The following is a 19,501-nucleotide window of genomic DNA, read 5'->3' as shown; positions in this document are numbered from 1 at the left end:
TTGATCTTACCGAGGTAAGATCGGTTTAACTCACTCGTTGTTCAGTTTTCAAAGGTCAATTCTTCAGTGTCACTCGCGAATCTTGTCCGCCGCAGCAACTCTTATATCTTATCACACTCTCTCGATGTTTGCAAGCTTTTTTTTGAATTTATTTTTTCGAAGAAATTCATTCGAGCTTGTTACTTAGCGATTTGTGTGTCGACCGTTTTTCTCGGCCGGATTTATAATATATCATACTTCCGATCATCTTTGCAAGACTTTTTTTGAAAAAGTTTTGCGATGGTTTATTGAAGAAGTAAAGCCGCCAAGTTGGCGGCGTCCTCTCTAAAAAGGAAGCGAGAATTAATTTACCACATAGTGTTTAGGTTAGTCAACACTTTTTTCGAAAATTAATGTTTCGTTTGTGGAAACTTCCCGTTACGTGCATATTTTGATAATTCCTTCTGGGGAGCAAACCTTGCATACATACGGAATACCGTTTTGTATCGGTTAGCAATGGCATGACGGATATTTTGATCAAGACGTTGATCACTCAGATCCAGCAACATCTCATCAAGCTCTTTTCGCAATACATAATCAAGCTCTTTACATTCTTTTTCGTTAAATAGCATTCCCAGCATTGTTGGACCTCCTCTTAATTGTACATTTTCTATTACAGTTCACATGTGTCATGTTCGGGCTCCATATGGAGCTATGTAATGTCAATATGAGATTAGAATACGGATTAATACCGTTGTTCTCTATGTCCGTACATCATGCTCTGTAAAGGGCTCTGATCCTAAACGATCAAAGCCCTTTATTAGGTATGCTCACTTTTCGGGAAAATTATGACATTAACCAAAACGTTATTGTACTCTCAATGCCTGCAGCCACTAATAGTAACAGAACAATCCATATCGAAGCCGTTAAAGATTTGCGCCAAAACTCTTTCCACTGCGCACTCATCCCGCTTCCTCTTCTCTCTCCAGGCGTCATGCTTCTAATTACAAGACCCCCTAATGCCAAGCCGTAAGCACAAGCAATAAGTATAACGGGGATTTCAATAATTCCATGTGGAAGAAGTCCCTTAAATATCATCTCCCCCAAATCTCCTCCATTCGATTCAACCAGATTTAGGAGGAAACCGATCACCATACCATTAATGGCAAGGAACACCACCGGAAGGACTCCGAACAATATACCCGAGAACAACACCAATATACTTTTGATGCTGTTATTGAGGAAAATGAACGTAAAGAAGCTAAGCTCTGGATTATCTGATTGTTTTAAACTTTGGCTTATATCACCTAATCCTTGAATCTCCTTAACAAGTATGTCCTTAATTGGGCCTGAACCTACCCACCCCACCACAATTCCAATTACAAATAAAACAGTGGAAAGGATCAGTGAGAATCGAATCGATTTCAAATCTTTTATAAAAGTACTAAAACGAAACATGTGATGCCTCCTTAATGTAGTAATAACTCACAAGTACGAGCATAGATTTTAGTAAACAAGCAGTAGCATTTGAAAGGAGAGGCTCTAGCATATGAATTTTTTCTATGTACTAAACGGCAAGAAAATAAAAAGGTTTTTCTTTGTTTTTGCAGCTGCCATCTTTGCTGTCGGTGTCATTTATGTGGAAAGTGACAACATCTCTGTTTTCTCAGAAAGCTCCCCATCAGCCATTTACAGCGTGTCTACGGACAAAAAGCAGATCGCTCTTACGTTTGACATTAGTTGGGGAGAAAAGCGCACAGAACCGATTCTTCAAGTCCTTAAGGATAAGAATGTTCCGAAGGCAACCTTTTTCTTGTCTGCTCCATGGAGCAAAAGTCATCCTGATATCGTGAACCAAATCAAAGATGGCGGCTTTGAAATTGGAAGCCATGGCTTTAAGCATGACAACTACAGCACACTCAGCGATGAAGAAATTCGCAAACAGATTTCCCAAGCCCATACTATTTTAACCGCAATGACAGGACAAGAACCCAAACTGATCCGGATGCCTAACGGCGATTTTGACAAACGAGTGCTAAATATTGCAGATAGCCTTAAGTACACAGTCATTCAATGGGACACTGACTCTCAAGACTGGAAAAACATTGGCGTTGATAAAATTGTTGATCGTGTCGTATCCAAAGCACATCCAGGCGATATCGTATTACTCCATGCTAGTGACTCCTCTTTACAGACACATGAAGCTCTTCCCAAAATCATTGATGAGCTGCGTAGACAAGGTTATGAATTCGTAACTGTTACAGACCTCCTTCAGCAAAGCACCGCTAAGGGATCTGAAGTACGTGATCAGGCCATGCTTCAAAAAAACATAAATGATGCAGCTGGATTATAAGGAACCTTATATATTTATGAGTCCTTAATAAAAAAAGAGCTAATTTGATTAGCTCTTTTTTTCATCCTGTGTAACTTTATGAAGCGTCAACATCTGGTAAGCATTACACGCAAGCAACGGGATAATGATAAATACAGTAGCATTGTTAACCCCGATCTTTAGTACCCCGATTATCTCCAGGATTGTTACTGCGAGCATGAAGAACATTGTTGGTATGAGTGCATTGATGTTGGTGAACTTCACTTTGAAATATGTAACAACAACTGCAATGATTAAAATTCCTATTCCTAACGTAAGATCCCAGCCGAGATTCTTCTCTCCACCTACAAATGTACGCAGGAACATAAGCTCTAGTAGCGCTAGTACAGAGAGTACAATTTGTACATACTGCCACGTCTTTCTTTTAAACACCCCAATGCCCATATAGTTCAAGGTGAGGTAAGCGAAGAAACCCAATTGGGAATAAACGCTTACAAGTGCTCCATACCCGAACAATATTAATGGAAATATGAGCATGTCCACTGTACCCTTAAACTCAATGGTACCTGTTGCGAACTGTAATATCAGTCCTGCGACAACCGCCCCTATTGCTCCAACGAGCATTGTCTTCCAAAACAACCTTGCCCACTTGCGTAAGCTCAAATGCTTCCACCCCCATTAAGACATTATTTTACCAACGTTCACAATAAAAAACCATTCCCGCTTCGACATATTTCTTCGTTTACATCACATACTATCCTTAGCATTCACCTAAAGGAGGACAACGGTAATGAAGTGGCCGTTATTTCGTTTATGTATTATTTTCTGCGGAACTACCGCGCTGCTTACCGCATGCGGTTCGGACCAGGCATCTTCCCAACAGCAATTTGGCTATAAAGAGATGAAAACCATGGTGGTTGATATTTTAAAAAGTGATGAAGGAAAAAAGGCGGTAGAAGAAGCTCTCGGTGGATCTGGAGCCTCAAGTGGAGGCGGGTCGATGAACATGAAAATGATGTCAGCTCAATCCGGTGAGCAGATCCGAACTGCTGTAAAAGATACACTCGTCTCCGAAGAGTACAAGAAAGAGCTTGAAAAAATTATGACTGATCCTAAATTCGCGGGTGAATTCGCTAAAGCGATAAACTCAGAGAGCAAACAGCTCCACATGCAGCTTATCAAAGATCCAACGTATCAAAAATCAATACAGGAGATTATGAAATCTCCAGAGATGATGAAATCGTTTCTAGACTTAACCAAAACTCCAGATTACCGTAAGCAATCCATGACTATTATGCAGGAAGCGATGCAAAACCCTCTTTTCCGTATGGAAGTACTTGAGCTACTTAAATCTGTCGTAAAAGACGAACTGCAGCCTTCCGTTGAGAAGAAGGGCCAACAAGGCGGGCAGGAAGAAAAGCAAGGCGGACAAGGGGCAGGATCCGGTAACGAGGAAAAAGGAAAAGAACAAGGTGGATCTGGCGGCGGGAATAGCTAAGTCCCTTTATTAACAAAAAAAGCTCCCTTAAATTAGGGAGCTTTTCTCTATAGTAATTTGAAATCTTTTATGATGCCGTTCCTTCACATTTGCCGGCAATTCGCACAGCTATTTCGTCGTATATATTCGCGCTCTCTGTACCCGACTTATATACAGATGGAGAGAAATCTGGATCTGCCATAAGGTTATCCGGTGCTCTTAGAGGCAATTGTCCTAGCAACTCCGTATGAAGTGTCTCTGCCAGCATTCCTCCACCCCCACGTCCAAAGACATAGTCCTTTTCCCCGCAGTGTGAACAGCTGTAGTAAGCCATGTTCTCCACAACTCCAAGAATCTCATGGTCTGTCTGTATCGCCATAGCCCCTGCACGAGCTGCTACAAATGCAGCTGTAGCATGAGGGGTAGTCACAATAATCTCTCGGCTCTGCGGTATCATCTGGTGAACATCTAAAGCCACATCACCTGTACCCGGTGGGAGATCAAGTAGCATATAGTCGAGGTCGCCCCAAGCTACATCTTCGAAGAATTGACGCAGCATTTTACCAAGCATCGGGCCACGCCATACAACTGGACTATTCTCACGAATGAAAAATCCCATAGACATTACCTTAACGCCAAAACGTTCAACAGGGATAATGACACCCTCGTCTGTTACGTTGGGTCCTTCCTCGATCCCCATCATATCAGGCACACTGAAACCGTAAATATCAGCATCAATCAGCCCTACCTTTTTGCCTTGACGCGCTAAGGCTGTTGCTAAGTTGACGGTAACGGTTGATTTACCAACTCCACCTTTACCACTCGCGATTGCAATAAAATGAACTCCGGAATTTTCACTTAAAAGTGTATTATTCTGCATTCCGGCAGCATGTCCCTTTGTAAGTTTCTCAAGGTCGTTCGGATCTTCTTGTTCTGTATTCACTAAAGGGCGCATCCGAATATGAATGTCTTGAGCACCAATGGCTTGAAGTAGCTCCCTAATCTGTCCATCAAGTTGTGCTCGATCCTCTTCATTGCTATACGTTACTGATAATCTAACTGTACTATCCTTTACCACAATATCGCGAATTCGTTGCAGCGCAATCAGGCTCTCCCCTGTATCTGGATCCTGTATTGGCTGTAGAATCTCCTGTACCTGCTCTCTGCTTATCAGCATGACAATCAGCACCTCGGCTCTATGTAATGGCTTTATCTGAATGTTTCAATTCTTAACTAGTATACCACTAGTTCGCCTTCTCTGACGACTGATTCACTCGTTCTCCTGACATATAGCGTAAAACTCCTTTGTACACAGAAGCAGCTACTTTTCTCTGGTATTTCTCATCACGAAGTAATTCCGACTCTTGGGGATGGGAAAGAAAACCTACTTCTACAAGCGCTGATGGAATTTGCAATGCTTGCAGTAGGAACACTTTATTATCCGTTTTGGCCATACGATCGGTATTCTCGAGGTTATGCCTAATTTCGTTCTGGATCAATTCAGCTAAACTTTTACTATCCCCGTTATTAGGCGGATAAAAGGTCTGTGCTCCCCTCCAACGATTAGAAGGTATGCTGTTTAGATGAATAGTCAAAAACATATCTGCGCGATTATCCTCGATGAGCCGAACACGTTTCTTCAAATCCTCTGTTTTCCGTTTAGAGTACCCTTTCGTTTCAGGTGCAGCTAAATCGTAGTCTCCTTCTCTTGTCAGCACAACAAGCGCCCCAGCTTGCTGAAGATAATCACGTAAATAAAGAGTTACAGCAAGATTGATATCCTTCTCAATGATGCCTTGTTTACTGACCGCACCCCCATCAGGTCCACCATGGCCTGCATCAAGGGCAATTACTTTACCTGCGAGCGGTAGATTCCAGTACTTCACCGTTTTTGCACTAGGAATCTCATACGTTATGACAGCTAACAATAGAGCGAACAAGGCAAGACCAAAGAAAGTTTGCTTTATTCGTCTCCAAGATATCCACAAAGTTACCTTGTCAGATCGCTGTTTGGACATAAAAAATCCACCTCGTCCCATGAGTGTTGTAATTCATGCATATGGGACAAGGCGGAAAAATATACCCTCTTTATACAGTTGTATGTTCCATTGTATGTTCCTTCATACCCTCAATCAAAATTTGAGCCACCTCAGGGCGTGTGAATTCTGGTGGTGGGCATTTGCCTTCTCGGAGAAGTCCCCTAACTTTTGTGCCAGATAAGGTCAAATGATGTTCTTTATCATGGGGACATGTTTTACTAGAGGCCATGTTACCACAAACCGTACAGAAAAAACTATGTTCAAAAAAGAGAGGAGTTATATCCAGCTCTTCTGGAGTGAAGTTACTAAATATCTCTTGAGCTTCGTATGTCCCATAATAATCACCTACGCCAGCATGGTCACGACCAACAATAAAATGGGTGCAACCGTAATTTTTACGGACAATCGCATGGAATATAGCTTCTCTAGGACCAGCATATCGCATCGCTGCAGGGAATACACCGAGGAATGTTCGGTTGGCAGGATAATAGTGTTCAAGAAGTTTTAAATAACTTCTCATACGTACATCAGCAGGTACATCATCCGATTTCGTCTCACCAACAAGCGGATTTAAAAAGAGAGCATCCACAATCTCCATTGCACTTTTTTGGATATACTCATGTGCTCGGTGAACCGGATTTCTTGTCTGAAACCCAACGACTGTCTTCCACCCCTGCTCTTGAAAGTGTGCTCTTGTCTGAGCAGGATCATAATAAAACTGTCCAAACTTCTCAGGCTCTGGTCTTTGAAGAACCTCGATAGGTCCTCCTACGTAAATAGGGGATTTTTCGTACAGCTTTTGAACACCAGGATGCTCCGGATCATCGGTTTTGAACACTTGAATTGCTTCTTCACGCTGATCAACACGGTAAATGCTTTCTATGCGAATGTTAGCATACACGATGCTGTCTTTCTCCCCAACCAGAGCAACTTGTTCCCCCACGGAAAGTTGATTAGCTGTCTGCTCTTCTACGGATAAAGTAATGGGAATGCTCCATACTGTACCATTAGCCAATCTCATTGAACTTATTACCGACTTGTAGTCATCTTCATTCAGAAATCCTTCTAATGGAGAAAAAGCACCTACAGCAATGAGGTCCAAATCTGAAATGGTCCAAGTATTCACTGGAATTTGCTTTAGTGTATGGGCTGCATTGATTAATTCATCACGTCTATGTTCAGGCACTAATCTCTGAATTAAATGCCCTCCATGCGGCTGAATGGATGTCATGAATATTCCTCCCCGTGTTTTTTGATTGTTATCCTATGTTTTTAGTAATAACGTTATTTATGAAGACCACATTCTGTCTTTTCGTTACCAGCCCAGCGACCTGCCCGTGGATCTTCACCAGGGAGAACTTCACGAGTGCAATAATTACAGCCGATGCTAGGAAAATTACGATCATGTAGTGGGTTGTAAATGATATCATTGGAGCGAATATACTGCCATACATCTTCACTCGTCCAATCAGCAATCGGATTAAATTTGACGAGACCAAACTTACTGTCATATTCAACTTTTTTGGAATTAGCACGTGTTGGCGCTTGGTCGCGACGTATTCCAGTGATCCAAGCATCATATTGAGATAAAATGCGGGTCAACGGTTCAACTTTTCTTATGCCACAACATTGATTGGGATCAACACTCCATAATGAATCTCCATATTGAACCGTCTGTTCCTCCGGCGTAATTAAAGGGGAAACCCGAACAAATTCCATCCCATACTTAGCCTCTAGTCGATCACGGGTATCGTAGGTTTCTTGGAAGTGAAAGTCAGTATCCAGATAAAAAATATCCGTGGATGGACTAATTCTCTGTACCATATCCACCAATACCACGTCTTCAGCTCCAAAACTACACGCAAAAGTAATATTGGGAAATGCTTCAATAGCTTGCGTAATAATATCCTCAGCTGTAGCTTGTTCAAAACTTATGGCTCTTTCCTTAATCCATTGCTCTTTTTCAAGTAAATTCAACGTAATGCCCCTCCCTCATTACAATCCCTTTAAATCCTACATTAATAGTATGAATTAAATACAGTATAGATCATTTCTAATTATTGTCAACATGTGGTGGGGTGAAAACAGAAAAAAAACCTCTTCCACAAGTGGAAAAGGCCCTTTTATTCTAAGTTATGTTTCATTATTACTTGTGCTTCGGAATTTCAAATTCCTGAATGCCCGCATATTCCGGTGCAATGATATATTTATCAAACACTAAGACAGGGTTACCAGCCTCATTAATATAGAACTGCTGGTTATCCTCAATTCCCTTGGGCCCTTTTGAGGCAAAGAACTCCTCATAGTAGTATAGAAGATTCTTATCCTTTTGGGCACGCTCTTTTACTTGACGTTCTATCTCACGATTTGCAATCTGTTTGAAATTGTCACCTAAAAGATCTTGAAGTGTAATATCCTTACCTGTCTTAAGATCAATGTTATACATATACAGTGTTACATACTCGGATTTTTCCGGAACACCCATCTCATCAAGATACTTTTGAGTTGTATTATTACGTTCTGTTTGCGTTATAACAAATGAAAGGATATCCTGATTGTTACTGTGTACCTCGTAATCAAACTCATATGTCATTGGTATATACTCGGATTCTTTGTTTTCGGGGGATAAATAGTTCTTTTTATATTCTGCTGCGTATGCCTCTGCTTCTGCAGTTAAGGTTTCAATTTTCTTGGAGATCTCAGAATTTATCCGTTGTTCTAGTTCTTTATTTGAAAAATCTGAAAAGACTGGCATTTTGACATGTGTTTCATTGGCATCTCGTGAAATTGTGTATTCACTAATGGTGACGACTTTTGCAATGCTGTTCAAGATCGGAATATTAGACATGGAAGACGCGAAGACCGTACTCGTATTCACCATAATAACAAATGCGAAGCAAGCAGCCACTGGAATCAAGGTATATTTCATTTTGGATAATTTCTTACTATTCATAGGTTTAACACCCTTTTCATTATGGGCCGATTCAAGCACTCTTTGTCTTATTTCTTCTTTATTGACTAGGTTATCTTCTATTAGTTTTTTCATCATCTCTTTTTCAGTCATAATTGTGCACCTTCCTGACCAAATTTTCTTCTTATTTCTCGGGTAGTACGATATAACCTGGTTTTCACTGTAGATTCATGAAGCTTAAGTACTCGAGCGATTTCCGCAATGGTCATATCAGCATAATAGAAAAGTAAAAAGACTTTCTGAATACCTTGAGGTTTGTTTTTTAAATAACACCAGATTTGATGCAACGTTTCGCGTTGGACCACTTGAGACTCTAAGGAATTTACAAAAGTATCACTCTTTAAATCGGCTACATTGTATTCTTCGTCATCATCCTTTTCCCCAAAAAGGGGAATCACGTTTTTTAATTTATCTTGGAATCTATATCGCTTCGATAAGTTTGTCTTCGCGACGCGAATGACATACGCTTCAGGATTTTGGATATATTCAGTTCCCTTTTCAGCAAGGATTCGATAAATTGATAAGTATGTTTCTTGCAGAATATCAGAGATATCCTGAGTGTTACTACATTTGCATGTAACGTAGATGAGACATGCCTGATAAGTATCATCGTAAATTTTGTTGAATAGACCGTCGACGGTTTCGCGTTCCACTCTCTCACCTCCAATACTATTGAAGAGGAAACGGACTGTTAAATTGTTTCAGGTAAAAAATTACACATGCCTCTCATTTATAAACACAAGTAAAAGGCCCCTGCCCATGTAGAGGAGCCTCTTACCTGTATTTATTAATTTACTAACGTACATACCTTGAATGCACGATTTTGAGTTAGAGATCTCATATACACAAATAAAAAAACAACCTGTTCCACCAATGGTGAAACAGGCTGTGTACGTTGATATTAACGTTTGGAGAACTGAGGTGCGCGACGAGCCGCTTTAAGACCGTATTTTTTACGCTCTTTCATACGAGGGTCACGAGTCAGGAATCCTGCTTTTTTCAATGAACCACGGAATTCAGGGTCAGCTTTCAGCAATGCACGGGAGATCCCGTGACGGATTGCTCCAGCTTGACCAGAAATACCGCCACCATGAGCGATGACGAGAACGTCATATTTGCCCAGAGTTTCAGTCAGGTTCAAAGGTTGTTTAACGATCAGTTTGAGTGTTTCCAAACCGAAGTATTCATTGATGTCACGTTTATTAATGACAATTCGTCCTTCACCCGGTACAAGGCGAACACGTGCTACCGAGTGCTTACGACGACCTGTCCCATAGTATTGTACTTGTGCCATGAAACTGTCCTCCTTTTAATTAACCGCGAAGTTCGTAAACTTCTGGTTTTTGAGCTTCGTGTGGATGTGCTGTGCCTGCATAAGCTTTGAGTCTCAGCTTCATTTTATCGCCCATACGGGTTTTTGGAAGCATACCATGAACCGCGCTTTCGATCACGCGCTCAGGGAATTTTTTAATCATGTCTTCAGCTACAGTCACCTTCAAACCACCTGGATGCATGGAGTGACGATAGTATTTCTTGTTACTCATTTTCTTACCAGTCAGGTGAATTTTCTCAGCGTTGATTACTACAACGAAATCCCCTGTATCCACATGTGGAGTAAATTGAGGCTTATGTTTGCCGCGGATAAGAGCAGCAACTTCACTTGCCAAGCGGCCAAGCGTTTTGCCTTCGGCATCAACGATGTACCAAGAACGCTCAACTTCATTTGGCTTAGCCATATAGGTCGTACGCATGTATAGTTCCTCCTTGTTTTCATCCGAAAATCTGTGTCAAATTTTCTTCATCTATCTTCGATCGTATGTCTAACATTTTTAAAGTGATGGATTGTTCTCGGCATTTTCTTAACCGGGGCTGTGGGAGAGCCGTTAAGAAAACACAACTTATATAATACAGGAACAACCCCTAAATCGCAAGCGATTTTTTAGGTAAACATCACGTATTTTTACTGGATTCATTGAACAGGATCCCAAAAAGATCGAATACGGTTTGTCCTTCAATATTAAGACTTTATGATTACAATAATTTAGGTCAAATCATTGTATTCGAAAGAGGATAGATCGTATTCAACATCCCAAAGCATAAGACCTGTCCCCATTGCGGTAGGACCGGCTGCTGCCCGGTTCTTGGCTTCGAGTATCGCCTTGATACTCTCAGGTGTTCGTTTTCCTTCTCCCACTTCCATAAGCGTCCCCATTATAATCCTCACCATATGCTGTAAAAAGCCACTCCCAGTTACATACGTATGAACGATTCCCTGATCTCTGCTATCAGGACGACACGAAGTTGTATCCGTCTCAATCCAAGCATCATAAATTGTCCGTATATGCGATGGTTTCGTAGATTTTCGTGAAGCAAATGTTGTGAAATCATGGGTACCGATCAGGTAGCGCAGCCCTTCTTCCATGGCAGCGATATTGAGCTTGCCATGATGATGAAATTGATACCTGCGGTTAAACAGATCAGGAAATTGATTGGCATTAATCGTATACCGATACGTTTTTCGCTTCGCTTCCCGTCGAGAGTGAAATTCAAGTGGTACTTCCATCGCATCTGTAACGACGATATCCTGAGGTAGCCTCGAATTAAGTGCAATGCACCAACGCTCTACTGGAATCTTAGACCCCGTATAGAAATTGAACACCTGGCCCCGTGCATGAACACCTGCATCCGTACGACCAGAAGCGGTAATCTTTAAACGCTCTCCTGAGAGTTGCTCAATCGCATCCTCGAGTAGATCCTGTATCGTGTTTCCACCAGGCTGAGTCTGAAATCCATTGTAGTTGGTTCCGTCGTAACTGACTTTCATCAGAAGATTGCGCATGGTTCCCTCCTGGTTCACTTCCTTGAATCTGCTACCGAAGTAGACACAACTTCGCCGTCCATATTAGGACGGCTTATGTGTAACATGATCGAATAGAAGAATTACTTCTATATCTAAAAAAGAGCCCCCAAGGAGCTCCTTTTCATCATGCTAGCCGATCCCTAATTGTCAGCCGCATGACTAGAAGGCCCTCGCATACGATGCCCTGGGGTAGCCGAGATGAGTCGGAAGCCGACTTGATCCATCTCGAACCACGACCCGATTGGATAGGCTGCACAAGTTATCCTATTGGATAAACTAGTGTAGAGCCGGGCATACATAACTACAGTCGCTTCAGAATGCAGTGCTCACTTCCTTGAGTATGTTAAGATGCAGAACCATCCTAACATGATATCAAAGTGTGATCTAACGGGATCGAGTTAACTACGCGCGGTCAACCAGTTCCAAGTAAACCATTGGAGCTGCATCGCCACGACGAGGTCCTAGTTTAAGGATACGAGTGTATCCACCTGGACGCTCGGAGTAACGAGGCGCGATTTCGGAGAACAATTTTTGGATTGCATCTTGCTCTCCATCAACTGTCTCACGACGAACGAATGCTGCTACTTGACGACGAGAATGCAAATCATTACGTTTTGCCTTCGTGATCAGTTTTTCAGCGATCGAGCGAACTTCTTTAGCTTTCGCCTCAGTCGTTTGAATACGCTCATATAGGAACAGGTCGGTTACCAGGTCACGGAACAACGCTTTACGCGCACTGGAGTCGCGGCCCAACTTTTGGTATGCCATGTGTTTTCCCTCCTTTGCTAAAACAATCTCAAACTATTCTTCCGTACGGAGTCCTAAACCAAGCTCTTCGAGCTTCTCTTGAACCTCTTCCAAGGATTTGCGGCCCAAGTTACGAACCTTCATCATATCCTCTTCTGTTTTCGTAGTTAGCTCTTGTACCGTGTTAATGCCGGCACGCTTGAGGCAGTTATAGGAACGAACAGAGAGATCTAGCTCTTCGATCGTCATTTCAAGCACTTTTTCTTTCTTGTCTTCTTCTTTTTCGACCATAATTTCAGCATCTTTCGCTTCGTCAGTTAGACCAACGAATAAGAACAAATGCTCAGTCAAAATTTTAGCGCCGAGGCTGACAGCCTCTTCTGGCCGAATGCTTCCATCCGTCCAGATTTCGAGTGTCAACTTATCGTAGTTGGTTACTTGACCAACACGCGTATTTTCTACACCGTAGTTCACACGGCTAATCGGCGTGTAGATCGAATCGACGGGAATGACGCCGATAGGCTGGTCATCGCGTTTGTTCCGATCCGCCTGGACATAGCCACGACCGCGACTCGCAAAAATACGCATGTGAAGTCTCGCACCAGGGCCGAGCGTTGCAATGTGAAGATCCGGATTAAGGATTTCAACATCGCTATCCGCACGAATGTCACCAGCGGTAACAACCCCTTCGCCTTCGGCATCAATTTCGAACACTTTTTCTTCATCGGAATGAATCTTCAGCGACAAAGCTTTAAGGTTCAAAATGATTTCAGTCACGTCTTCCATGACACCAGGAATTGTGGAGAACTCATGTAGAACACCATCAATCTGAACAGATGTAACGGCTGCGCCAGGCAGCGAGGACAGCAGGATGCGGCGAAGTGAATTCCCCAGCGTCGTACCATATCCACGCTCTAACGGTTCTACAATGAATTTTCCATAGGTTCCTTCTTCATTGACATCAACGGTCTCAATTTTCGGCTTTTCGATTTCAATCACGCAAGTACCCCTCCTTCAAACGTCGCTCCTATATGAAACTGTCATCTTATCCAGTAATCCATGTAGTATGCCTAAACAACCATTCTTAGCAGATTGCACCGGATTTATACCACATTAACAGGATGACTTCATTATACGCGACGACGTTTTGGTGGGCGGCATCCGTTATGTGGAATCGGTGTTACGTCTTTAATGAGGTTAACTTCCAGACCAGCTGCTTGCAGAGAACGAATCGCTGCTTCACGGCCAGCACCTGGGCCTTTAACCATAACTTCCACTGCCTTCATACCATGCTCCATTGCAGCTTTAGCAGCTGTTTCAGCAGCCATTTGTGCAGCAAATGGAGTAGACTTACGGGAACCTTTGAATCCCATGCCGCCGGAGCTCGCCCAAGAAATAGCATTTCCGTGGGGATCCGTAATGGTTACGATCGTATTGTTGAACGTGGAACGAATATGAGCCACGCCAGATTCGATATTTTTGCGGTCACGACGTTTAGTACGTACGACTTTTTTTGGTTTAGCCATTGTTTGTTATCCCCCTTTCCTATTTCTTCTTGTTCGCTACCGTACGACGAGGACCTTTCCGTGTACGAGCATTAGTTTTAGTACGTTGTCCACGAACTGGCAAGCCACGACGGTGACGAACACCACGATAGCAGCCAATCTCAGTCAAACGTTTAATATTCAAGGAAATTTCACGACGCAGGTCGCCTTCTACCTTAACCATTTTGTCGATCGTTTCACGCAATTTACCAACTTCATCTTCCGTCAGATCACGAACACGAGTGTCCGGATTGATGCCTGCTTCTTTGATAATTTTCTGGGAAGTCGTTTTACCGATTCCGAAAATGTAAGTCAAGGCGATCTCAACGCGTTTGTCACGTGGCAAATCCACACCAGCTATACGAGCCATTACGCTACACCCCCTTCTTTAACCTTGTTTTTGTTTGTGTTTCGGATTTTCACAGATAACCATTACATTCCCTTTGCGGCGAATGACTTTGCATTTTTCGCAAATAGGCTTCACAGAAGGTCTCACCTTCATGTTAATTACCTCCTCAAAGTTTTACGTGTGTAAAACCAGCTTCGAAAACTAGACTTTTGTTTTGCTAGCAGCAAAACTGTTCGTAACCGCTGCTGAGTTTTACTTCAGTAAAACCGCTTCGCAGCTTTCCTTTATTCCCCAGGGGAACGATATACTATTTACGGTACGTGATACGACCTTTGGTCAAATCGTATGGTGATAATTGTATGACCACTTTGTCACCTGTAAGGATGCGGATAAAGTGCATCCGCAATTTCCCGGAAACGTGAGCGAGAATTTGATGACCATTCTCAAGCTCGACTTTAAATGTTGCATTCGGCAACGGTTCGATAACCGTACCTTCAACTTCAATGACATCTTCCTTGGCCACAGTTATTCTCCTTTCTGATCAACACTTGGATTCGTCGGATAAAAACTTGGCTACGGCGAACCGCAGCTTTCCATTTGTTACCCGACCGCTTTCTTGCAAACTGTTTACAACCTCACTACTAATGAATGGTTGGGGTTGCAGGTGAAGAAGGCTCTTCTTCTTCGCCTGATCAAACTTACGTTTGTTCCCATCCGCAATATTAACAAACTTGCTGTCTTCTATCGAAACGACAATGGCGTACTGATCAGCATCTCTGCCTCTCAATATCTTAACGACCTGACCAATCTCAATTGTGTTTGGTTTATTCAAATCAATCACCTAATCAGCCAGCTTCGTCAAAATTTCCATACCGTCTTCGGTCACCGCTACCGTATGCTCGAAGTGAGCACATAGTGAACCATCGACCGTAACGACTGTCCAATTGTCTTCCAGCGTCTTAACATTGCGCTTACCGGCGTTAACCATTGGCTCTATCGCCAGTACCATACCTGGTTTGAGTCTAGGTCCTCGGTCAGGAATGCCATAGTTCGGAATTTGCGGATCTTCATGCAGATCGGTGCCCACACCATGCCCCACATATTCTCGGACAACAGAGAATCCTGCATCTTCGATATGACGTTGAATGGCATGAGAGATTGTAAACAAGCGGACATCGGGTTTGATTAGCGCAAGTCCGGCAAAGAGAGAACCTTCTGTTACATCCAGCAATCGCTGAGCTTCATCGGTAATCTTCCCTACAGGGTAGGTCCATGCCGAGTCACCGTGGTAACCCTGATACTGTGCACCGATATCAAACGTAACGATATCGCCTTCGATTAATTTGCGTTTGCTTGGAAATCCATGCACCAATTCTTCATTAACTGATGCGCAAATGCTGGAAGGAAATCCGTTGTAGCCTTTGAAAGACGGCAAAGCGCCTTGGCTGCGAATGAAACGGTCGGCCATATGATCGAGTTCCCCGGTTGTAATGCCGGGTTCAATGTGTGCAGAAAGGAGTTTATGACACTCGGCCACAATCCTACCTGCTTCTCTCATCAAGCCCAGTTCCTTATCGGATTTACAAATGATCATTACACTTAACCTCGCAGTACGGACGCAATTTCAGCGGAAACCGCGCCGATTTCCTGATCACCATCAATTTGACGCAGAAGACCTTGTTTCTCATAAAACGTGAGGAGTGGTGCAGTTTTGTTGATATATTCGTCCAAGCGAATGCCTACGCTCTCTTCGTTGTCGTCGGAGCGTTGATACAATTCACCGCCGCATTTATCACAAATGCCTTCCTGTTTAGGCGGATTAAAGATCACATGATAAGTTGCGCCGCAGTTCTTACAGATCCGTCGTCCAGTAAGACGAGCCATCAGTTTCTCACGGTCAACTTTCAGGTTGATGACATGATCAAGACGAGTATTCAAGCGGGCTAGAATGTCATCCAGCGCTTCCGCTTGCGAAAGGGTTCTTGGAAAACCGTCCAATAAAAAACCTTTTTCGCAATCGGACTGCTGCAGTCTTTCAGCCACAATACCAATTGTCACATCATCTGGTACCAACAGACCTTGATCCATGAATTCTTTTGCTTTAATCCCAATAGGAGTTCCTTGTTTAATCGCCAAACGAAACGCGTCGCCTGTAGAAATATGAGGAATGCTGAATTCATTGACAATGGTTTCTGCTTGTGTTCCTTTACCTGCCCCAGGAGGGCCCATGAATAAGATGTTCACCTTAGTCCCTCCTCCTGTCTTATAGTAAGAACAGCACAATAGGTGCCGGAAGCAGAATTGACCACTAACCGGAACCTATCGACTATTTATTAATAAATCCTTTGTAATGGCGTTTGATCAATTGGCTTTCGATCTGCTTCATCGTATCCAGTGCAACACCGACTACGATCAGCAAGGATGTACCACCGATTTGAACCGTACGCGGAAGGCCAGCAAGCGCTCCGAAGAATACTGGAAGCACTGAGATAACAGCCAGGAAAATAGCTCCTGTCATTGTCAAACGAGTCATAACTCGAGTCAGATACTTCTCGGTAGCTTTACCTGGACGAATACCTGGTACATAGCCGCCATTCTTCTTCATGTTGTCAGCCATCTGGTTTGGATTCATCTGCACAAATGTGTAGAAGAAGGTGAAACCAATGATCATAACTACATAGAGGACCATACCCAGTGGTTTATCATATGCAAGGTTAGTGGTTACCCACTTTGCCCATGCGTGTGTAGACCAGAAGCTTGCAAGAATAACAGGGAACTGAAGCAGAGACATTGCAAAGATAACCGGAATGACGCCAGCGCCATTGATTTTCAGTGGAATGTGTGTGTTCTGTCCACCATACATCTTGTTACCTACAACACGTTTAGCATATTGAACCGGGATTTTGCGAATACCTTGCTGGATAAACACAACACCGACTACGATCAAGACGAGTACCAGAAGGATAATAATAGCCTTCAGAATATTCAAGAAAGTCTGACTGTCTTGAATGAAATTCGACTCAACTGTTGTACGGATATGCATTGGAATTCCCGCAGCGATACCTGCAAAGATAATAATTGAGATACCGTTACCGATTCCGCGTTCCGTGATCTGTTCACCCAGCCACATCAAGAATGATGTACCAGCTGTCAAAACGATCGCGATAACGAGGTAATCAACGAAGGTAGCATTCGGGATCATTTCGGTACCGTATAGACGGTTAAATCCGATTGACATACCGAAGGCCTGAATCAAGCCCAACACTACCGTACCATAACGGGTGATTTGAGCCAACTGCTTTTTACCGTGTTCCCCTTGTTTGGCCCATTCCGCAAATTTCGGAATGACGTCCATCGACAGTAACTGTACGATAATGGACGATGTAATATATGGAAATATCGAGAGGGCGAAAATCGAGAATTGCTGAAGTGCGCCCCCCGAAAACGTGTTGAGTAGACCGAACAATTCGTTACCTGCTTGATTCGATTGAGTAAACACATCTTTGTTCACACCAGGAACTGGTACGAACGATCCGATACGAAAAATAATCAATACAAACAGGGTGAACAAAATTCGCTTACGAAGATCATCGACACGCCATATATTTTTCAGGGTCTTAAACATTAGATCACCTCGGTTTTACCGCCGGCAGCCTCGATCTTCTCTACCGCAGATTGAGAGAACTTATTAGCTTTTACAGACAATTTCACGGTTACTTCACCGTTGCCAAGAATTTTGATGCCGCTCTTCGTATTGTTTACGATTCCGCTCTCGACCAAAACTTCTGGAGTTACTTCAGTACCTTCTGCAAAGCTGTTCAGTTCTTCGATGTTCACAATCGCGTACTCTTTACGAGTTGGATTCACAAAACCGCGTTTAGGCAGACGACGATACAGCGGGTTTTGACCGCCTTCGAAGCCTGGACGTACACCACCGCCTGAACGGGAGTTTTGTCCTTTGTGACCTCGACCTGATGTTTTACCCGTACCACTACTTGGTCCGCGACCAACGCGTTTGCGCTCTTTACGGGATCCTGGGGCTGGGCTCAGCTCATGTAACTTCATCGTTCGTTGCACCTCCTTAATGTATCCGGGGTAATCCCGGGACTAACCTTCGATTTCTTGAACAGAAACCAGGTGATTTACCTTCTTGATCATACCGCGAATGGCTGGATCGTCATTATGAACCACAGAATGGTTGATTTTACGCAATCCAAGTGTTTTCACGGTCACACGCTGATCTTCCGGACGTCCGATCACGCTGCGCACGAGGGTGATTTCAAGTTTAGCCATGAGATTCCCTCCTTAACCCAACAGCTCTTCGACGGATTTGCCGCGAAGCTTGGCAACTTCTTCAATACGTTTCAGACGGGACAACCCTTCTAAAGTCGCATTGACCATATTCATGGAGTTCGAAGAACCTAGGGATTTTGTCAAAATGTCGCCTACGCCAGCCAGTTCAAGTACTGCACGAACTGGTCCGCCGGCAATTACTCCGGTACCTTCTGATGCTGGCTTCAAAAGAACTCGGCCTGCACCAAAGTGACCTGTAACGAGGTGAGGAATTGTTGTTCCAACCAAAGGAACATGAATCAGGTTTTTCTTAGCATCTTCGATGGCTTTGCGGATTGCATCCGGTACTTCGCCAGCTTTACCAATACCTGCTCCAACCCAACCTTTGCCATCACCGACAACTACCAGTGCGCTAAAGCTGAAACGGCGTCCGCCTTTTACAACCTTAGCAACGCGGTTAATATTTACAACTTTTTCAGTCAGTTCTAAAGTGTTAGGATCTACACGCAAGTCGTTTACCTCCTTTTGAAAATGTCTTAGAATTCAAGGCCTGCTTCGCGAGCTGCTTCAGCCAGTGCTTGAATACGTCCGTGATACAAGTATCCACCACGATCGAATACGATCGATTTATAACCTTTGTCTACTGCACGTTTTGCAACGAGCTCTCCGACTTTACGAGCGGACTCAACGCTTCCGCCGTTCTTGATGTCGCTGCTCAAATCTTTATCCAATGTAGAAGCCGATGCCAAAGTCACGCCGGCCACGTCATCGATCAGTTGAGCGTAAATGTGTTTCGAAGAACGGAACACATTCAGACGTGGACGTTCTGCAGTGCCTTGAATTTTCTTACGCACACGCAGGTGTCTTTTCAAACGAGCTTTGTTTTTGTCTTGTTTCGTGATCATGCTTC

27 protein-coding genes and 1 pseudogene are annotated in these 19,501 nt (G+C 43.3%); 2 read left to right on the top strand and 26 right to left on the bottom strand.

Annotated features, from left to right (window positions below; translation table 11 throughout):
- Nucleotides 1–389 precede the first annotated feature (389 nt).
- Entirely contained in the window at nt 390–620 is a 231-nt protein-coding gene (locus tag AC3WJJ_RS24720) for a hypothetical protein (protein ID WP_422658430.1), read from the bottom strand.
- Nucleotides 621–825: 205 nt separating this feature from the next.
- Nucleotides 826–1,437 carry a stage II sporulation protein M gene (locus AC3WJJ_RS24715; RefSeq protein WP_492544695.1) on the bottom strand — a complete coding sequence of 204 codons (612 nt, stop codon included), beginning with the start codon at nt 1,435–1,437 and terminating at the stop codon, nt 826–828.
- A 91-nt stretch (nt 1,438–1,528) separates the two neighbouring features.
- Between AC3WJJ_RS24715 and pdaB the strand changes: the two genes are divergently transcribed.
- The gene (gene pdaB / locus AC3WJJ_RS24710; protein WP_422658432.1) at nt 1,529–2,332 is read left to right on the top strand and encodes a polysaccharide deacetylase family sporulation protein PdaB; all 804 of its coding nucleotides are present in this window, start codon (nt 1,529–1,531) and stop codon (nt 2,330–2,332) included.
- Between the two features lie 48 nt (nt 2,333–2,380).
- Here pdaB and AC3WJJ_RS24705 read toward each other — a convergent pair whose 3' ends face one another.
- A complete protein-coding gene (locus AC3WJJ_RS24705; protein ID WP_492544693.1) occupies nt 2,381–2,974 on the bottom strand; it encodes a KinB-signaling pathway activation protein in 594 nt (197 codons plus the stop codon).
- Between the two features lie 127 nt (nt 2,975–3,101).
- Here AC3WJJ_RS24705 and gerD point away from each other — a divergent pair, with 127 nt between their 5' ends.
- Nucleotides 3,102–3,809 carry a spore germination lipoprotein GerD gene (gene gerD, locus AC3WJJ_RS24700; RefSeq protein ID WP_492544691.1) on the top strand — a complete coding sequence of 236 codons (708 nt, stop codon included), beginning with the start codon at nt 3,102–3,104 and terminating at the stop codon, nt 3,807–3,809.
- 67 nt (nt 3,810–3,876) lie between these two features.
- Here the strand turns inward: gerD and AC3WJJ_RS24695 are convergent, their stop codons facing one another.
- The 23 genes and pseudogenes from AC3WJJ_RS24695 to rplR all read right to left on the bottom strand — a co-directional run bounded on the left by AC3WJJ_RS24695 (nt 3,877) and on the right by rplR (nt 19,496).
- Nucleotides 3,877–4,962, bottom strand: a complete 1,086-nt coding sequence (locus AC3WJJ_RS24695; RefSeq protein WP_492544699.1) for an Mrp/NBP35 family ATP-binding protein — start codon at nt 4,960–4,962, stop codon at nt 3,877–3,879.
- Between the two features lie 70 nt (nt 4,963–5,032).
- The gene (gene cwlD / locus AC3WJJ_RS24690) at nt 5,033–5,806 is read right to left on the bottom strand and encodes an N-acetylmuramoyl-L-alanine amidase CwlD (RefSeq protein WP_492544689.1); all 774 of its coding nucleotides are present in this window, start codon (nt 5,804–5,806) and stop codon (nt 5,033–5,035) included.
- Nucleotides 5,807–5,876: 70 nt separating this feature from the next.
- Nucleotides 5,877–7,058 (bottom strand): sulfate adenylyltransferase, encoded by a 1,182-nt coding sequence (sat, locus tag AC3WJJ_RS24685; protein ID WP_492544687.1) that lies wholly within the window; start codon nt 7,056–7,058, stop codon nt 5,877–5,879.
- A gap of 53 nt (nt 7,059–7,111) precedes the next feature.
- Nucleotides 7,112–7,804 (bottom strand): phosphoadenylyl-sulfate reductase, encoded by a 693-nt coding sequence (locus AC3WJJ_RS24680; RefSeq protein ID WP_492544685.1) that lies wholly within the window; start codon nt 7,802–7,804, stop codon nt 7,112–7,114.
- Nucleotides 7,805–7,973: 169 nt separating this feature from the next.
- Nucleotides 7,974–8,891, bottom strand: coding sequence for a DUF3298 and DUF4163 domain-containing protein (locus AC3WJJ_RS24675; RefSeq protein WP_492544683.1), 918 nt, complete (start codon nt 8,889–8,891; stop codon nt 7,974–7,976).
- Complete coding sequence (locus tag AC3WJJ_RS24670) at nt 8,888–9,451, bottom strand: RNA polymerase sigma factor (RefSeq protein ID WP_492544681.1); 564 nt, start codon at nt 9,449–9,451, stop codon at nt 8,888–8,890. The genes AC3WJJ_RS24675 and AC3WJJ_RS24670 overlap by 4 nt, the downstream gene beginning before the upstream one ends.
- A gap of 248 nt (nt 9,452–9,699) precedes the next feature.
- The gene (rpsI, locus tag AC3WJJ_RS24665) at nt 9,700–10,092 is read right to left on the bottom strand and encodes a 30S ribosomal protein S9 (protein ID WP_054956038.1); all 393 of its coding nucleotides are present in this window, start codon (nt 10,090–10,092) and stop codon (nt 9,700–9,702) included.
- Between the two features lie 19 nt (nt 10,093–10,111).
- Nucleotides 10,112–10,549 (bottom strand): 50S ribosomal protein L13, encoded by a 438-nt coding sequence (rplM, locus tag AC3WJJ_RS24660; protein WP_422658440.1) that lies wholly within the window; start codon nt 10,547–10,549, stop codon nt 10,112–10,114.
- Nucleotides 10,550–10,839: 290 nt separating this feature from the next.
- Entirely contained in the window at nt 10,840–11,637 is a 798-nt protein-coding gene (gene truA / locus AC3WJJ_RS24655) for a tRNA pseudouridine(38-40) synthase TruA (RefSeq protein WP_492544678.1), read from the bottom strand.
- A gap of 423 nt (nt 11,638–12,060) precedes the next feature.
- Nucleotides 12,061–12,426, bottom strand: coding sequence for a 50S ribosomal protein L17 (gene rplQ, locus AC3WJJ_RS24650; RefSeq protein ID WP_379243997.1), 366 nt, complete (start codon nt 12,424–12,426; stop codon nt 12,061–12,063).
- Between the two features lie 33 nt (nt 12,427–12,459).
- The gene (locus AC3WJJ_RS24645; protein WP_054956042.1) at nt 12,460–13,404 is read right to left on the bottom strand and encodes a DNA-directed RNA polymerase subunit alpha; all 945 of its coding nucleotides are present in this window, start codon (nt 13,402–13,404) and stop codon (nt 12,460–12,462) included.
- 131 nt (nt 13,405–13,535) lie between these two features.
- A complete protein-coding gene (gene rpsK / locus AC3WJJ_RS24640; protein WP_054956043.1) occupies nt 13,536–13,931 on the bottom strand; it encodes a 30S ribosomal protein S11 in 396 nt (131 codons plus the stop codon).
- A 19-nt stretch (nt 13,932–13,950) separates the two neighbouring features.
- On the bottom strand, nt 13,951–14,319 hold the full coding sequence (gene rpsM / locus AC3WJJ_RS24635; RefSeq protein ID WP_054956044.1) for a 30S ribosomal protein S13: 369 nt from the start codon (nt 14,317–14,319) through the stop codon (nt 13,951–13,953).
- A gap of 18 nt (nt 14,320–14,337) precedes the next feature.
- Entirely contained in the window at nt 14,338–14,451 is a 114-nt protein-coding gene (gene rpmJ / locus AC3WJJ_RS24630) for a 50S ribosomal protein L36 (protein ID WP_003333770.1), read from the bottom strand.
- A 154-nt stretch (nt 14,452–14,605) separates the two neighbouring features.
- Entirely contained in the window at nt 14,606–14,821 is a 216-nt protein-coding gene (gene infA / locus AC3WJJ_RS24625; protein ID WP_028559500.1) for a translation initiation factor IF-1, read from the bottom strand.
- 2 nt (nt 14,822–14,823) lie between these two features.
- Nucleotides 14,824–15,130, bottom strand: a pseudogene (locus AC3WJJ_RS24620) (KOW motif-containing protein).
- A 9-nt stretch (nt 15,131–15,139) separates the two neighbouring features.
- The gene (map, locus tag AC3WJJ_RS24615; RefSeq protein ID WP_422658442.1) at nt 15,140–15,892 is read right to left on the bottom strand and encodes a type I methionyl aminopeptidase; all 753 of its coding nucleotides are present in this window, start codon (nt 15,890–15,892) and stop codon (nt 15,140–15,142) included.
- A 5-nt stretch (nt 15,893–15,897) separates the two neighbouring features.
- The gene (locus AC3WJJ_RS24610; RefSeq protein WP_422658443.1) at nt 15,898–16,542 is read right to left on the bottom strand and encodes an adenylate kinase; all 645 of its coding nucleotides are present in this window, start codon (nt 16,540–16,542) and stop codon (nt 15,898–15,900) included.
- An 82-nt stretch (nt 16,543–16,624) separates the two neighbouring features.
- Nucleotides 16,625–17,923 (bottom strand): preprotein translocase subunit SecY, encoded by a 1,299-nt coding sequence (secY, locus tag AC3WJJ_RS24605; RefSeq protein WP_422658444.1) that lies wholly within the window; start codon nt 17,921–17,923, stop codon nt 16,625–16,627.
- Nucleotides 17,923–18,363 carry a 50S ribosomal protein L15 gene (gene rplO, locus AC3WJJ_RS24600; RefSeq protein WP_422658445.1) on the bottom strand — a complete coding sequence of 147 codons (441 nt, stop codon included), beginning with the start codon at nt 18,361–18,363 and terminating at the stop codon, nt 17,923–17,925. The genes secY and rplO overlap by 1 nt, the downstream gene beginning before the upstream one ends.
- Before the next feature lie 42 nt (nt 18,364–18,405).
- Nucleotides 18,406–18,591: a 50S ribosomal protein L30 gene (gene rpmD / locus AC3WJJ_RS24595; RefSeq protein WP_422658446.1), complete on the bottom strand. Its 186-nt coding sequence runs from the start codon at nt 18,589–18,591 to the stop codon at nt 18,406–18,408.
- A 12-nt stretch (nt 18,592–18,603) separates the two neighbouring features.
- Nucleotides 18,604–19,101: a 30S ribosomal protein S5 gene (gene rpsE, locus AC3WJJ_RS24590; protein ID WP_422658447.1), complete on the bottom strand. Its 498-nt coding sequence runs from the start codon at nt 19,099–19,101 to the stop codon at nt 18,604–18,606.
- Between the two features lie 26 nt (nt 19,102–19,127).
- Nucleotides 19,128–19,496, bottom strand: a complete 369-nt coding sequence (rplR, locus tag AC3WJJ_RS24585) for a 50S ribosomal protein L18 (RefSeq protein WP_422658448.1) — start codon at nt 19,494–19,496, stop codon at nt 19,128–19,130.
- Nucleotides 19,497–19,501 lie beyond the last annotated feature (5 nt).

The organism is Paenibacillus sp. FW507-14B1B, from assembly GCF_058781425.1.
The sequence above is the reverse complement of the archived record's forward strand: the minus strand, read 5'-3'. Positions and strand labels throughout refer to the sequence as shown.